Below are 13,730 nucleotides of genomic sequence, written 5' to 3'. Positions count from 1 at the left end.
ACGGTGACGAAACCGGCTTTGCAGCACGAACCTGTACGTTGACCCGCCCCTACTCCGGCGACGGCACCGGCGGCTTCGACGTCAGTGCGGTGCCGGCGGCCGCGACGATGACGGCGGCGATGCCGGCCAGTTGCGGCGCGGTCAGGCTCTCATGCAAGAACAGGAAGCCGGCCAGCGCGCCGAGCCCTGGCTCCAGGCAGGTCAGCGTGCCGTAGATGCGGGCCGGCATCCGGGTCAGCGCCACCATCTCCAGAAAGAACGGCAGCGCGCTCGAGAACAGGCCGACGAGCAAGGCACTGACCAGAATCGACGGCGCAAGCAGGCCCGCTCCCGCCTGCGCCACGCCGAAAGGCAGCACCAGCACGGCGGCAATCGCCATGCCGTAGGCGGTGGTGCGGGTGCCGAGCTCGGCGCCCGCCTTCTGCGCCAGCACGATGTAGAGCGCCCAGAAACCGCCGGCCGCCAGCGCCAGCATCACCCCAGTCGGATCGAGCGGCTGGAACGAACGGATGAAGGGCGACAACAGCACGATGCCGGCGACCGCCAACGCGATCCAGGCAAAGTCGCCGGCGCGCCGCGAGGTCAGCGTCGCCACCAGCAGCGGTCCCGAAAACTCCAGCGCCACCGCAACGCCGAGCGGAATCGTGGCGAGCGCGGCGTAGAACAGGAGGTTGAGCGCGCACAGCGTTACCCCATAAGCGACCAGCCACGGCACGGTGGCGCGCGAAGGCTGCATCTGCCAGGGCCGTAGCACGGCGATCAGCATCAGCGCGCCGACGACCAGCCTCAGCGTCGTCGTGCCCTGCGCGCCGATCACCGGAAACAGGCTCTTGGCGAAAGTGGCGCCGATCTGGATCGACACCATGGCCCCCAACAGCGCCATCACAGGCAAAGGCGCCGCTTCGCGACCGACAACCGGCGTCGATGTCACTTGATCCCGTCCTCCGTACGCCATCAGGCAAACGCTGCGTCATGGGAGATAGGGCGAACCGGCCCGCTCGTCGTGAGGCAGGGCCGGCATCTCGATGGGGCAAGAAAGGGCCACGGACGAGCCGGCCGCCCTCAGACGCGGCCGTTGCGCGCGTTCGGCAGTCTCGTGATCGCCGTCAGGACCAGCAGCGCGGTGCCGCCCAGAAACGCCATTGCCCCCAGCGACCAGGCAATGCCGACATGGACGATGGCAAAGGCCAGCGCAAACGGCGCGACGGCAGAAACGAGCAGCCGGGCCGATGTGACGCGCCCCTGCAGCCGGCCATAGTCCGCACTGCCGAACAATGTCAGCGGCAGGGCGCCGATGACGATGCTGAAAAGCCCATTGCCCATGCCGAAGACGACGGCGAAAACCATCGCGCCTGCGACGGAAGGCGCCGTGCAGTTCAGCACGACGACCCCGCTCGTCATCAGGCCGGCCGAGATGATGGCCAGCGTCAATGGCGGCAGGTTGATGCCGAAGATCATGTTGATGAAGCGGCTCAACACTTGTGACGGCCCGAACAGCGTTCCGACGACGGCAGCGGTCGCCCCGAGGCCAAGTCCGGAAAGCAGCGGCACCATATGCACCAGGACAGCGGCGCCAAGCAGGTTCTGCAGCGAGAAGGCGATGACCATCAACGCGAAGCCGAGCGGCCGCGCCGAGGCCGGAAGCGATCCCTGGACATGCCGTGGCGGCTCGGTCGCCGAGCGCCTGCTCCTGGCCAGCCCGTGCGAGAGCCAGGCGTGCAGCGGCAGGCAGACGAGCAGGTTCAGCCCCGCGAAGACGAGATAGACGGTTCGCCATGACATCTGCGCGTGCAGGGCCGAGGTGATCGGCCAGAACACGGTCGATGCGAAGCCGGCGATGAGGGTGAGATAGGTGATGCTACGTTGCGCCGCGCGCGGCCTTATCTGCACAAGCAGCGCGAAAGCGGCGCCGTACTGGACCAGGTTCGATGCCACTTCCAGCACGATCAGCGCCGCCACGAAGGCCCCGGCCGCCGGCGCGTAGGCACAGGCGGCGAGCGCAGCCGCGGCAAGGATCGAGCCGGCGGTCATGATCTTGCCGGCGCCGAAGCGGTCGATCCAGTTTCCGAGCCAGGGCGCCGTCAGGCCGCCAACCAGCAGAGCCGCCGAGAGCGCGCCGAAAATCCATTCGGTCGGCCAGTCCAGATCCCTGGCCATATCGGCAGCGAGAATGCTGAAACTGTAGTACAGCGTGCCGTAGCCGATGATCTGGGTGACGCCGAGGGCGGCAATGGCGGTCAGCGGCGAGCGCTCCGGGACTTCGAGATCGGAAAGGCTTCGATCACTTGATGCCACGGTCATGGATCACTACCTCGCCGCCTTCCTTGGTGAAGCGGGCCACCGGATGGTCGAGCAGATCGAGCACGAGCTCGGACGGACGGCACAGCCGCGTCCCCTTGGGCGTCTCGACGATCGGCCGGTTGATCAGGATCGGATGCCTCAGCATGGCGTCGATCAGCTGTTCATCGGTCCATTTGGCGTCACCCAGGCCGAGTTCGGCATAGGGCGTACCCTTTTCGCGCAGCAAGGCGCGCGCGGGAATTCCCATGGCGGCGACCAGCTGGCGCAAGCGGTCCCGGCTGGGCGGATGTTTCAGATACTCGATGATGTCAGGCTTCTCGCCGCTCGCCTGGATCATGGCAAGCGTGTTGCGCGAGGTGCCGCAGTCGGGATTGTGGAAGATCGTAGCGGTCATGGCTTGGCCTCGACGGCAAGAGGTTGGATTTCGGATTGCTGATGCGGCGCGGTCGGGACGATCGCCCGGGCTGTCGGCGCGACGATCACTGAACCGGTCCCTTCACATCGGCCGCGCAGCAGTCTAGAGCCAACGCCGAAGCGCGGATCTCCAGCCGGCCGGAGCAGCAATCCTCCATCAGGAAACGGATGAGGCCGCTCAACGCGTCATATTCGGCGCTGTAGACCATGGAGCGCGAATCGCGCCGCACGCTGACCAGCCCTGCCCGCTCGAGCTCCTTCAGGTGGAAGCTCACATTCGAGGCCGAGACCTCGACTTTTTCGGCGATGGCGCCGGCGGCAATCCCGTCGGGACCGGCAATCACCAGATGCCGCAGGATGCGCAGGCGCGTTTCTTGCGAAAGAGCCGCAAAGGCGGAAAGGGCTTGACGTTCATCCATATTTCAACAATCCTAAAAATGTTGAAACAAGGATTACCGCACATGCTCGTTTCTGACAATCGGGAATTTGAACCCGCTGACGTCGTTGATCCCGACGACATCACCATCGCTGGCCTGCTGGAGTTTCTGGCGGGCTACGAGGACCGGCGGCTGGTGTTCTTCTACGACGGCCGGCCGGTGAGGCCTGGTTACCACGTCACCGAGGTGAAGGCCGGCCAGTTCGCTGCGCTGGACTGCGGTGCAAACCCGGAATCCTGGGCCGAGATCTTCGTGCAGCTCTGGGACGTCGAGGAGGACCGCACGCATATGCCGGCCGGGAAATTCTCGGCGATCATCCGCAAGGTGACGGAGCATGTCGGCCTCGACCATTCCGCCAAGCTTACTTTCGAAGTCAGCGACGGCGTGCGCCCGATGCAGCTCTACCGCGCCGCGCTCCCCCGGCTCGCGGGTGATGCGGTGCATGTCGAGCTTTCGCCGCGGCCGGCAAGCTGCAAGCCGCGCGACCGCTGGCTGGAGGAGGAAAGGAAAGCCAAGGCCTGCTGCGGACCTTCGGCCGGACCCCAACCTTGCTGCGGCTAACGCTTCGCAGCCGAGCAGATGGCTTGGCGCCGTCTTGACGGCCAAGACAGCCTCCCGCTCGCTCAGTTCAGCGATTTGCGCCGCGGCGGCGTGCGATCGCGTTGAGGCAGCGGGCGCGGAACGCTGCCCCGCAGCGGGACCTGCGGCCATGCCGGCGAAATGAGCTACGGCGTGGCGCGGAGGTTCCTGCGGATGCGCCGCCTGCCCGTTCCACGGGCTTTCTCCGCCACAACGGCGGCGATGTCGACCACGTCGGCCTCGCGCGATCTGCCGTTGGTGGCCTTGTGAAGCCGCTCGTAAGGCAGCAATTCCTTGATCCGCGCATTGAGCGACGCGATTTCAGCTTTGAGGTCCTCGCATTCCTGCCTCTGGACATCCAGCTGTATCTGTTCCGATGCTTGTTGCAGCGCAAGCTGCGAAAGATTGGCGTTCGCTTTCGAAAGGCTCGTCTTGTCGTTTTCGTTCTCGTCGGTGAGCGAGGACAACCTTTGATCGGCGATTTTCTTTTCGGCCAGCGTGTCGTTCAAGTCGGTCTTGAGCCTGGCGATCTCGGCTGTGGCCTCGCTGTTCTCGTGCGAGGCCCGCTCCAGCCGTGATTGCAGGTCCTGGATCTCGGAACGCAATCCGCGCATTTCCGTCTGGCTGCGGGCGAGCTCAGCTTGCCTGTCGTCTTCCATCATGCTGGCCGCTTCGGTCATTTCCGACAGCTTCGCCTGCGCGGTCTCGAGTGACTTCTGGAGCCTTATCTCCTCCTTTTCGCTCTTGCCGAGCGCGGTCAGCAGTTCGGCAAGCCGCGCTGCTTCGCTGGCATGGATCGTCGAGAGCTCGTCGAGCCTGTGGCGCGTCTGGGTTTCCCGCTTCAGCGCCTTGTCGAGCTCGATCGACAGGCTGACATGTTTTTCCCGCAGCATCTTGCTCTCGCGCAGGCGCCTGTTGGCCTCGACCGCCCTGGCCGTCAGCCGCTTGGCGATGTCGCCGAACTCCGCGTCGCGTTTTGCGCTCGCATTGGCCGTCTCGGCAAGTTCCAGCCTGGCCGCTGCGAGCGCTGCGCGAAGCGCCTCCCTGTCCTGGACCAGGCTTGTCTCGCGCTGTTGCAGCAATTCGCAGGCGCTTTCACGCTCGCGCAGCTTTCTTGCCGTGTCGTGCAGCTTTTCCGACAGCGTTCTTTGTTCCGCGACCAGGTCGCCATTTGCGAGCTCCAGCTCGTTGGCGCGAAGAATATCGGTGTGGAGGATGTTGAGGAATTCGCGCGTCAAATGGTGTGAGGTAGCGATCTCCGACAATTTGCCGTTGATCTCGTCCATATAGTTCCTGGCGTCATGGAACATCCCTTCGAAGGCACTCAATGCCGCCATCCGGGTCTGGGTATGGGGCGTCAGTCGTGGTGCGGTTTCGGTATCGTCGGCGTTGCCCGCGCCGTCCGGATTATCCGCATCATCCGCATTGGCCTCGGGTGCCGAGGCCTCGGCTCCTGGCGCGGAATCTGGGATATAGCCGCTGTCCGGCGGCGCGTCGTATTCGGTATCGAGGCTGGCATCCAGAGCGTCCGCCAGATCGGCCTGCAGCTCCTGGAGTGCATCATCTACGTCTTCGGCACGCTTGATCAGACCCTTGAAATTCATAACGAATGCCCTTTACGCATACCCCATTCAGTATTTAATAATTGGCTAATATGTATGCTTACATCCACTGATTGCGCAGGGGAAGCCCCCCATTAGGGGGAGCGTAAAGTTTGGACATTTGGGGTTGGGATGCGGCGGGCGACCAGTGCCGCGGCCGTCTTTTTGCAGAATTGACGCACCCGATTTCTGGGTGGAATCTGATGCGGAAAATCCTGGATCCTACCTTCCCCTCGTGGAAGGTAGGACTGAGGCGCTGGCGCTGAAGGATGCTCGTCCTGTAGCGCCGCGCCAACTCCGCCCGCTGCTTGCAGCGACCCTCCCCACAAGGGGAGGGTAAAAGTCAGCCCGCCATGGCCAGCGGCACGGCGCTTTTGTTGGGGATCTGGATGTCGATTTCCAGCGTCGACATGGTCTCGCCGCGGTCCATCGAGATTTGCAGATAGTCCTGGTCGATCTGCACGTGCTTGGCGATGACGGCCATGATCTCCTCGCGCAGCACGGAGACGAGATCGGGCTGGCCACGGCTGCGGCGTTCGTAGGCGAGCAGCACCTGCAGCCGCTCACGCGCCACGGGCGCGCTGGAGCGCCGCTTGAAGAGGTCGAGAATGTTCATGCCGCCCTCCTTCCGAGCAGCCTGTCGAGGAAGCCCTTGCGCTCGAAGGGAACCACGACCGGCAGGTCTTCGCCTTCCAGTCTCCGCGCCGCTTCGATATAGGCTTTGGCGGCGGCGTTCAGCGGATCGCTCAGCGTCACCGGCGAACCGAGATTGGAGGCCCTGAGCACATCCTGGCTCTCCGGGATGATGCCGAGCAGCGGCACCGACAGGATTTCCAGCACGTCGTCGATGGACAGCATCTCGCCGCGAGCCGCGCGGCCGGCATCGTAACGCGTCACCAGCACGTGCTTGGCGATTTGCTCGCCCTGTTCGGCACGCATGGTGCGGGCGTCGAGCAGGCCGATGATGCGGTCGGAATCGCGCACCGACGACACTTCCGGATTGGTGACGATGACCGCCTCGTCAGCGAAGCGCATGGCGAGCTGCGCGCCGCGCTCGATGCCGGCCGGGCTGTCGCAGAACACATAGTCAAACACCGAGCGCAGCTTCTCGATCACCTCGCCGACGCCTTCTTCGGTCAGCGCGTCCTTGTCGCGCGTCTGCGAGGCCGGCAGCAGGAACAGCGTATCGACGCGCTTGTCGCGGATCAGCGCCTGCGACAGCTTGGCCGTGCCCTGGATGACATTGACGAGGTCGAACACCACGCGCCGTTCGGCGCCCATGATCAGGTCGAGATTGCGCAGGCCGACGTCGAAATCGACCAGCGCCACTTTCTTGCCGGTCCTGGCGACCGCGGCCCCCAATGCGGCCGTCGAGGTCGTCTTGCCGACACCTCCCTTGCCTGAGGTGACCACCACTACCTTGCCCATGAAAAAAGCCTCCGTCGCCTGATGTTGTCGTTTGTTATTGCTCCGTGCATCGCACGGCTATTGTTGGAACCTGCCATCATCCCACGCGAAACCGGTCCCAACCTTGCGGACCTGAACGTCCTGTTCGCGGTCGCGCAAAACAAGAACTGGTCCGGCGTTTTCATCCCGGCGCCCTAGTTCAGCGGCACGACGCGCAGCACGCCGTCTTCGAGGAAGGCCTGCACCGGCTTGCCGCGCGAGGCGCCTTCCATGTCCTCCGCCGTGGTGTACCAGCCGTCGATGGCGAGCAGTTCGGCCTCGTTCCTGCGGCAGAAGATGCGCGCCGAAATATTGCCTTCCGAGCCCGCAATGGCGCGGCCGCGCAGCGTGCCGTAGACATGGATCGAGCCCGCCGCAATGATCTCGGAACCGGAAGCGACCGATCCAAGCACGATGACATCGCCATGCGGATGAAAGATCGACTGGCCCGAGCGAAGGGGCGACTTGACCATCAGCGTTCCGGCCAGGGCCGGCTCCGCCGCGCCGGCTTGCTGTTCTGTCTTGGCTGCCTTGACCCTTCCAGCCTCGGCCCTGCCCTCGTCGGGCTTGCCCGTTTCCTTGCCGCGTTCCGAAGACACCGCTTCCGTCTTGCCGGCCTCTTCCGCCAGGCCTGCCTTGCCGTTGCGGCCGGGCTGCGCCAGCAGGCCATCTGAAGTGGCCTCCTTGGCGCCGGCCAGCAGCGGCGGCAGCTCGGGCCCGAGCGAGGCCCCTTCGAGCTCGATGGCATAGACCCGGATGCCACGCGTGCCGAGCGAAGCGACCAGCGCCGCGATCTCGTCGGCCGCAGGCTTCAGCGCATTGAGATCGAGCACCACCGGCCGCCCTGAGAAATAGCCCGGCGAATTGCCGATCCAATGATCCAGCCCCTCCAGCCAAGCACCGATCGGCGCCTCCGGCGTCAGCGTGAAAGCGACGAACGAACGGGCGCGAAAGCGAATGGATTTGGTCTCCAGGGGAGCGGCAAAGGTCACGGCTGGCGAATCCTTACTCAATGGTTAAAGGGTGCCGGCCGAATGGTTAACAAATGGTTAATAAAGACGGCTGGCACCTTGGAAGCCGCCAGAAATTGGAGGGTCGGCTAACCGCCAGTTGCGGATGCCGGCTGACAACACGCGGAATGTGTTGATAGCGCCGCGTCAGCAAGCGGATTACCGCCGTTCAATCGACAAGCTAGATCTCAAAATGCGCCATGACGGCAACAGGGAGGGGGCACCGCCAGCGACGACAGATCCCCTCCCGAAAGGCGCGCGCAGGTTGACAATCCTTGGGTTGATGCAACATCCTGCCGATCTTTGACCGGGAGGTAGTATGACTGTTTCGATCAACCGTCGCGTCTTTTCCGTCGGCGCGGGCACTTTGGCGCTGGCCGCGGCAGGGTTTTCGCCGGCGCGCGCGCAGCAGGCTTTTTTCCGTATCGGCACCGGCGGCACGTCCGGCACCTACTATCCGGTGGGCGGGCTGATCGCCAACGCGATCTCGGCGACGGGGCCGGCCGGCGTCGAGGGCCTGGTTGCCAGCGCCACGTCCTCCAACGGTTCGGTGGCCAACATCAGCGCCATCCAGTCGGGCGCTTCCGAATCGGGCTTCACGCAATCCGATGTCGCCTACTGGGCGCATTCGGGCACCGGCCTCTACGAGGGCAAGCCCAAGGTAGAGGATCTGCGCCTCATTGCGACGCTCTATCCTGAAACCATCCATCTGGTCGCGCGCGCCGACGCCGGCATCAAGACTGTGGCGGATCTGAAGGGCAAGCGCGTCTCCCTCGACGAGCCGGGTTCCGGCACCATCGTTGATGCGCGCCTGGTGCTCGGCGCCTACGGTCTAACGGAGAAGGACGTAAAGCCCGAATATCTCAAGCCCGGCCCGGCCGGCGAGCGCCTGCAGGACGGCGCCATGGACGCCTATTTCTTCGTCGGCGGCTATCCGACCGGCGCCATCGTCGAGCTTGCCAGCACCAAGAACATCACGCTGGTGCCGATCACCGGCCCCGAGGCCGACAAGCTCCTGTCCGAACAGAAGTTCTTCTCGACCGACATCGTGCCCGCGGGCACCTACAAGAATGTCGGCGAGACCAAGACCATTTCGGTCGCCGCGCAATGGGTGACCAGCGCCAAGCAGACCGATGACCTCATCTACAAGATCGTCAAGTCGCTCTACAGCGACGAGACCCAGAAGGCGCTGCAGGCTGGTCATGCCAAGGGCAAGCTGATCACGCTCCAGAACGCGGTCACCAGCGCCGGCATTCCGTTCCATCCGGGCGCGGAGAAATTCTACAAGGAAGTCGGCGCCCTGAAATAAGAGGCCATCAACAGACTGGCGACAACGAGGCGGAAGGCGTGCTTTCCGCCTCGTTTGTCTGGGGATTCAGGATACGGAACCGACTATGAGCGACGACGACAAAATCAGGCTTTCCGGCATGGAGTTCGACGAGGAAAAGGCTCGCGAACTGGAGGAGAAATTCGACTCCGAGATCCGGTTCCGGCCGCTGACCCGGGCCGCCGGCTGGCTGGTCGGCTTCCTCCTGGTGGCCTTGTCGCTGTTTCACTATTACACGGCTGGATTCGGCTTGCTGCAGGAGATGCTGCACCGGGGCATCCACCTGTCGATGGTGCTGTCGCTGATCTTCCTCGTCTTCCCTCTGGTGAAGAAGGGCTACGACCAGCCCGCCCAATCCAGCTTTCTGCGGCCGCTCGGCATACCGGTTTTCGACTGGCTGCTGGCGCTTGCCGCGGTGATAGCGGTCCTGCACGTGCCGATGATCCCGCTCGACGATCTTGCCTTCCGCGTCGGCAACCCCACGACGACGGACGTGGTGCTCGGGCTGACCCTCATTCTGCTCCTGCTGGAAGCGACGCGCCGGTCCGTCGGCATCCCGCTGCCCATCATCGCCATCCTCTTCATGGCTTATGCGCTGTTCGGCCCCTATATGCCGAGCATCCTGGTGCATCCCGGCGCGTCCGTCTCCCAGCTCGTCGACCACCTCTACCTGACGACGCAAGGCATCTACGGCATCGCGCTCGGCGTCGTCGCCACCTACGTTTTCCACTTCGTCCTGTTTGGCGTCTTCGCCACCCGCATCGGTCTCGGCCAGCTCTTTCTCGACTGCGCGGCATGGGTCGCCGGCCGCTACGCCGGTGGTCCGGCCAAGGTATCGATCTTCGGCTCGGCCCTGTTTGGCATGATCTCTGGCTCGTCGGTCGCCAACACCGTCACCGTCGGCTCGCTTACCATCCCGGCGATGATCCGGCTCGGCTACAAGAAGCATTTCGCCGCCGCGGTGGAGGCGGCTTCCTCCACCGGCGGGCAGGTGACGCCGCCGATCATGGGAGCCGCCGCCTTCCTGATGATCGAGTTCCTCGAACTGCCCTACACGACCATCATCCTGGCAGCGATAGTGCCGGCCTTCATGCACTTCTTCGGCGTGTTCATGCAGGTGCATTTCGAGGCCAAGCGCACCGGCTTGCGCGGCCTGCGGCCGGACGAGATGCCCGACGTGGTCGAGGCATTGAAACGGGACTGGCCGACCATCATCCCTCTCGTCGTCCTGATCGGCGTGCTTCTTGCGGGTTATACGCCTTACATGGCTGCCTTCTGGGGCATTACCCTGTGCATCCTGGTCGGCCTGTTTAACCCGCGCCGGCGCATGTCTGTCGCCGACATCGTGGTGTGCCTGCGCGACGGCGCCAAGTATGCGCTCGCCGTCGGCGCTGCCGCCGCCACGGTCGGCATCGTCGTCGGCGTCGTCACCCTGACCGGCGTCGGCTTCAAGCTGTCCTACATCGTCACTTCGACGGCAGGCCATCTGTCGCTGCTGTTCGGCACCTTTATCCCCGAAGCGATCTTCTCGACGCACGGGCTGACCCTTTTGTTCACGCTGATCATGACCGGCGTGGTCTGCATCCTGATGGGTTGCGGCATCCCGACGACAGCGAACTACATCATCATGGTGACGATTGCCGCGCCGGCACTGGTGATGCTCGGCACCGAGCCGATCGTCGCCCACTTCTTCGTTTTCTATTATGGCCTGCTGGCTGACATCACGCCGCCGGTTGCGCTGGCTGCCTACGCTGCCGCCGGCATGGCGGGAGCTGATCCATTCAAGACCGGCAACACTGCCTTTCGGCTCGGGCTCGGCAAGGCGCTGGTGCCCTTTGTCTTTGTCTTCTCGCCGTCGCTTCTGCTGGTGACGAAAGATTTCACCTGGCCGAACTTCTTCCTGGCTTTCTTTGGCTGCGTGCTCGGCATCACCTGCCTGGGGGCCGCCCTCTCGCGCTACCTGCTCGTGCGCACCCGGCCATGGGAAAACGTGTTGCTGGTCTTGGCCGCCCTGCTTCTGGTGGCGCCCGAACTCTATTCGTCCCTACTCGGCCTGGTTCTGACCATTCCCGTCATCTGGCGCCATTGGAGCGCGCGCAACGTCGAAGAGGCGCGACCGGCTTGATCAGCGCCGCCCCAACGATCCCTCCCCGAGAACTCAAAGGGGCCGGAAACGTTTTGGGGACTTCAGGAAGTCAGCGTGCTCTCAACCTGAATCTGACGCGAACCGCCAGGATCGGTTCCGCGGGGGAAAAGTTCCCCGAGAGCTGACAGACAGCCTTCGACATCAGAAAGCGACAGCCGGAGTTTCAAGTCATTGAGGGTCAGTGACGAAAGGCATGATGTCCACGCCGTCTCCCGGGAAGACGGTGAAATGCGGATGGCTTTCGAACAGGCGGGCGGCGGCATCGATTGTATCGGCCTCGACGACAATGTAGCCGCAGAAAGGGTTCACGGCGTCTGCGACCCCATCCTTGGTAACGCGCGTCGTCCTCCCGACCATGCCGCCGCGATCGGGGAAAGATGCGGCATTTCTCTCCTCCCAGTCCGTCCACTGCTGTAGGCCGACGCTATCAATCGCATCTTGCTCGGGCTTGGGCAGGCTGCGAAAGCGGGCAAGGTCTTCAGGCTTCATGGTGTAGACGGCAAGAAAGCGGGGCATGTGACGGTCTTCGCGCTGACAGAACCGATGCCAGCCTAGACTCTCGGTTGGCCGAAGTCACTAAGCACTACCACCCTCAGGCACGGCGAATTGCCCTTGTCCGGGCACTTTCGGATCATCTCACTCTCCTTTCGAAAAGGGCCACGGTCGGGCCCTTCAGTCTCGGTGCTCCGGCACTCCTTTCAGCTGGTCCTTGGTCCATTGGGTCACGGCGTGGCGCCGTCCTCGTCGCGCATAAAGTCGAGCTCGGTGACGGCCACCGGGCTCGGCGAAGGACGAGGAACGCCAGCCGTTCAAGTTTTCTCCGCGTCCGCGCAGGTCACTAAACACCGCTCTTGGCGCTGCGATGGAGTCGTCATCGCATCGTCTCTGGCCAGCTTCAGGCCGGCGCCTGGTCGGATGTGGGTGACCCCATGCCAAAGACATGGGGGCACATCGCTCTCAGACACTTTGATACGACTGCCCGCCAGTCAGTGAATGTTGATACGTCGCGTCACCTGACCGTTGCTTTCCCAATAGGTATGCTTCTTGGCAATGATGGGATCGTCCATTGCGGGTTGGACCTGCCCTCCCGTATCAACCGCGCGCGAGGTGACGGCGTGCTCTCCGGCGGAAGGCTTGGGCCAGTCGACGGACCATAGTTTCCAGGCAAAGTCCGCCTTGTCGGTTTCGTCGATGGCCGCCGGCATCCATGGCCCGTCATCGATCTTCACCTCGACCCGGTCGACCGGTGCGCCCCAGGCGGCCCCGACGATCCGGTAGTCATCGCCGATATGAGTGACCCGGGCCGGTGCCGATTTCAGCCTCGCCCGCCCGACCGAAGTTTCCACCCATACTGTCTCGCCGTTGTGGTCTTCCTCGCGCAGCGTGACATAATCGCGTCCCATGAACCGGTTCTCGAAGCGCTGATCGTTCACGTCTATGCGCTTGATCCATTTGACGTTCGCGATCCCGTACCATCCCGGCGCAATCAGCCGCAGCGGGAAGCCGTTGTCAGGAGGCAAGGGGGACCCATTCATCTCGTAGCAAAGGATGTTTTTGGGATCCATGGCGTCGGGAAGTGACATGCTGCGCGCAAAATTCTGCGTGAACTTGACGTCGTCGGCCCGCTTGATTTCCCCTTTATCGGTGCCCCAGAAGACGACCTCGATACCAGTGTCGAGGACTCCGGCCTCCGTGAGGATCGGCGCGAGCGGCGTGCCCGCCCAGCGCGCATTGCCAATGCCGCCATTGAAAAACGGCAGACCGGTATTGCCCGAACATTCGACCGTGAAGGTGACTTCCTGGCGCGGTCGAGCCTTGATGTCGGCGAGCGTCAGGGTTGTCGGCTTTTTAACGGAGCCGCCGATTTCGAGTTTCCAGGTGCTTTCGTCGATCACCGGCCGGTCGAAATGCGCGATTGAAAAGAACTTGTCGTTGGGCGTCACCCAGGAATCGAGATCCTCCCACACCAGCTGATTTTTGATGACTTCCGGAACCGGGTTCGGCGGCAGCTGATCCAACCATTTGATGACTTCCTCGCCGGCCCGGCTTGGAAAGGCAGAGGCAATCCGCGATTGAAAGGACGCCAACGCTGCGAGGGCTGCCCCGCCTTGAACGATGAATTCACGTCTGGGAAGGTAATGCATGACGACTTCTCCTCCAGTGAAAAGCTCAGTTCTCCTTCAGTGATAGATGCAATAGCGACCGGGATCGCGCAAAGCAGAGGCCGGCCGCGGCGGGCAATTATGAGAGCGTGTGAAACAACCCGAGTTAGAAGCGCGCCGTAGTTAAAGCGACGTCTCCGCTCTCAATCGCCAGCTTGTCAGGTCCGAGCCGGCGATCTTCAACTATATGCCCTATATGTCCTCGTGGCGAGGGCAAGGGCCGCATCTTCGCATCACGATTGGCATCTGCCTCGTGTTCCAAAATCCAATGCAGCCTACAATTGGTGGGTCGGATTTTGTGAGCGGC

Annotated in this window: 13 protein-coding genes and 1 pseudogene; 3 read left to right on the top strand and 11 right to left on the bottom strand. The window is 63.4% G+C overall.

The annotated features are described in order from the left end of the window. Window positions 1-49 precede the first annotated feature (49 nt). The 4 genes from FJ972_RS13140 to FJ972_RS13125 form a co-directional block, all read right to left on the bottom strand. On the bottom strand, window positions 50-931 hold the full coding sequence (locus FJ972_RS13140) for an EamA family transporter (protein ID WP_140521462.1): 882 nt from the start codon (window positions 929-931) through the stop codon (window positions 50-52). A gap of 131 nt (window positions 932-1,062) precedes the next feature. Further along, window positions 1,063-2,301 (bottom strand): arsenite efflux MFS transporter ArsK, encoded by a 1,239-nt coding sequence (gene arsK / locus FJ972_RS13135; RefSeq protein WP_140521461.1) that lies wholly within the window; start codon window positions 2,299-2,301, stop codon window positions 1,063-1,065. Further along, window positions 2,282-2,695 carry an arsenate reductase (glutaredoxin) gene (gene arsC, locus FJ972_RS13130; protein ID WP_140521460.1) on the bottom strand — a complete coding sequence of 138 codons (414 nt, stop codon included), beginning with the start codon at window positions 2,693-2,695 and terminating at the stop codon, window positions 2,282-2,284. Before arsC ends, arsK begins: the two co-directional genes overlap by 20 nt. A gap of 85 nt (window positions 2,696-2,780) precedes the next feature. Continuing rightward, a complete protein-coding gene (locus FJ972_RS13125) occupies window positions 2,781-3,134 on the bottom strand; it encodes an ArsR/SmtB family transcription factor (RefSeq protein WP_140521459.1) in 354 nt (117 codons plus the stop codon). A 42-nt stretch (window positions 3,135-3,176) separates the two neighbouring features. Here FJ972_RS13125 and FJ972_RS13120 point away from each other — a divergent pair, with 42 nt between their 5' ends. Beyond that, window positions 3,177-3,713, top strand: a complete 537-nt coding sequence (locus FJ972_RS13120; RefSeq protein WP_140516099.1) for a DUF6428 family protein — start codon at window positions 3,177-3,179, stop codon at window positions 3,711-3,713. Window positions 3,714-3,877: 164 nt separating this feature from the next. Here FJ972_RS13120 and FJ972_RS13115 read toward each other — a convergent pair whose 3' ends face one another. The 4 genes from FJ972_RS13115 to minC all read right to left on the bottom strand — a co-directional run bounded on the left by FJ972_RS13115 (window position 3,878) and on the right by minC (window position 7,770). Beyond that, window positions 3,878-5,335 (bottom strand): hypothetical protein, encoded by a 1,458-nt coding sequence (locus FJ972_RS13115; protein ID WP_140521458.1) that lies wholly within the window; start codon window positions 5,333-5,335, stop codon window positions 3,878-3,880. A gap of 340 nt (window positions 5,336-5,675) precedes the next feature. After that, the gene (gene minE / locus FJ972_RS13110; RefSeq protein WP_140500137.1) at window positions 5,676-5,948 is read right to left on the bottom strand and encodes a cell division topological specificity factor MinE; all 273 of its coding nucleotides are present in this window, start codon (window positions 5,946-5,948) and stop codon (window positions 5,676-5,678) included. Beyond that, on the bottom strand, window positions 5,945-6,760 hold the full coding sequence (minD, locus tag FJ972_RS13105) for a septum site-determining protein MinD (protein WP_140500139.1): 816 nt from the start codon (window positions 6,758-6,760) through the stop codon (window positions 5,945-5,947). The genes minE and minD overlap by 4 nt, the downstream gene beginning before the upstream one ends. A 173-nt stretch (window positions 6,761-6,933) precedes the next feature. Further along, complete coding sequence (minC, locus tag FJ972_RS13100) at window positions 6,934-7,770, bottom strand: septum site-determining protein MinC (protein ID WP_140521457.1); 837 nt, start codon at window positions 7,768-7,770, stop codon at window positions 6,934-6,936. 337 nt (window positions 7,771-8,107) lie between these two features. Here minC and FJ972_RS13095 point away from each other — a divergent pair, with 337 nt between their 5' ends. Together FJ972_RS13095 and FJ972_RS13090 are read left to right on the top strand one after the other, a co-directional pair. Continuing rightward, the gene (locus FJ972_RS13095; protein ID WP_140516103.1) at window positions 8,108-9,097 is read left to right on the top strand and encodes a TAXI family TRAP transporter solute-binding subunit; all 990 of its coding nucleotides are present in this window, start codon (window positions 8,108-8,110) and stop codon (window positions 9,095-9,097) included. An 85-nt stretch (window positions 9,098-9,182) separates the two neighbouring features. Next, window positions 9,183-11,240 carry a TRAP transporter permease gene (locus FJ972_RS13090; RefSeq protein WP_140521456.1) on the top strand — a complete coding sequence of 686 codons (2,058 nt, stop codon included), beginning with the start codon at window positions 9,183-9,185 and terminating at the stop codon, window positions 11,238-11,240. A 189-nt stretch (window positions 11,241-11,429) separates the two neighbouring features. Here the strand turns inward: FJ972_RS13090 and FJ972_RS13085 are convergent, their stop codons facing one another. The 3 genes and pseudogenes from FJ972_RS13085 to FJ972_RS13075 all read right to left on the bottom strand — a co-directional run bounded on the left by FJ972_RS13085 (window position 11,430) and on the right by FJ972_RS13075 (window position 13,405). Beyond that, window positions 11,430-11,777 (bottom strand): hypothetical protein, encoded by a 348-nt coding sequence (locus tag FJ972_RS13085; RefSeq protein WP_140500147.1) that lies wholly within the window; start codon window positions 11,775-11,777, stop codon window positions 11,430-11,432. 156 nt (window positions 11,778-11,933) lie between these two features. Next, window positions 11,934-12,028 (bottom strand): annotated as a pseudogene (locus FJ972_RS13080) (PRC-barrel domain containing protein); the annotation flags it as partial. 219 nt (window positions 12,029-12,247) lie between these two features. Continuing rightward, window positions 12,248-13,405: a sulfite oxidase gene (locus FJ972_RS13075; RefSeq protein WP_140516107.1), complete on the bottom strand. Its 1,158-nt coding sequence runs from the start codon at window positions 13,403-13,405 to the stop codon at window positions 12,248-12,250. Between the last annotated feature and the right edge of the window lie 325 nt (window positions 13,406-13,730).

Source organism: Mesorhizobium sp. B2-1-1, from assembly GCF_006442975.2.
Lineage (GTDB): Bacteria > Pseudomonadota > Alphaproteobacteria > Rhizobiales > Rhizobiaceae > Mesorhizobium.
Note: the sequence above shows the minus strand (reverse complement) of the source record. Positions and strands in the feature narration are given on the sequence as shown.

What these genes read in the sequence shown, in the direction of transcription:
- arsK (WP_140521461.1), bottom strand. Translation starts at nt 2,301, where the DNA reads ATGACCGTGGCATCAAGTGATCGAAGCCTTTCCGATCTCGAAGTCCCG.
- arsC (WP_140521460.1), bottom strand. Translation starts at nt 2,695, where the DNA reads ATGACCGCTACGATCTTCCACAATCCCGACTGCGGCACCTCGCGCAAC.
- FJ972_RS13125 (WP_140521459.1), bottom strand. Translation starts at nt 3,134, where the DNA reads ATGGATGAACGTCAAGCCCTTTCCGCCTTTGCGGCTCTTTCGCAAGAA.
- FJ972_RS13120 (WP_140516099.1), top strand. Translation starts at nt 3,177, where the DNA reads ATGCTCGTTTCTGACAATCGGGAATTTGAACCCGCTGACGTCGTTGAT.
- FJ972_RS13115 (WP_140521458.1), bottom strand. Translation starts at nt 5,335, where the DNA reads ATGAATTTCAAGGGTCTGATCAAGCGTGCCGAAGACGTAGATGATGCA.
- minE (WP_140500137.1), bottom strand. Translation starts at nt 5,948, where the DNA reads ATGAACATTCTCGACCTCTTCAAGCGGCGCTCCAGCGCGCCCGTGGCG.
- minD (WP_140500139.1), bottom strand. Translation starts at nt 6,760, where the DNA reads ATGGGCAAGGTAGTGGTGGTCACCTCAGGCAAGGGAGGTGTCGGCAAG.
- FJ972_RS13095 (WP_140516103.1), top strand. Translation starts at nt 8,108, where the DNA reads ATGACTGTTTCGATCAACCGTCGCGTCTTTTCCGTCGGCGCGGGCACT.
- FJ972_RS13090 (WP_140521456.1), top strand. Translation starts at nt 9,183, where the DNA reads ATGAGCGACGACGACAAAATCAGGCTTTCCGGCATGGAGTTCGACGAG.
- FJ972_RS13085 (WP_140500147.1), bottom strand. Translation starts at nt 11,777, where the DNA reads ATGCCCCGCTTTCTTGCCGTCTACACCATGAAGCCTGAAGACCTTGCC.
- FJ972_RS13075 (WP_140516107.1), bottom strand. Translation starts at nt 13,405, where the DNA reads ATGCATTACCTTCCCAGACGTGAATTCATCGTTCAAGGCGGGGCAGCC.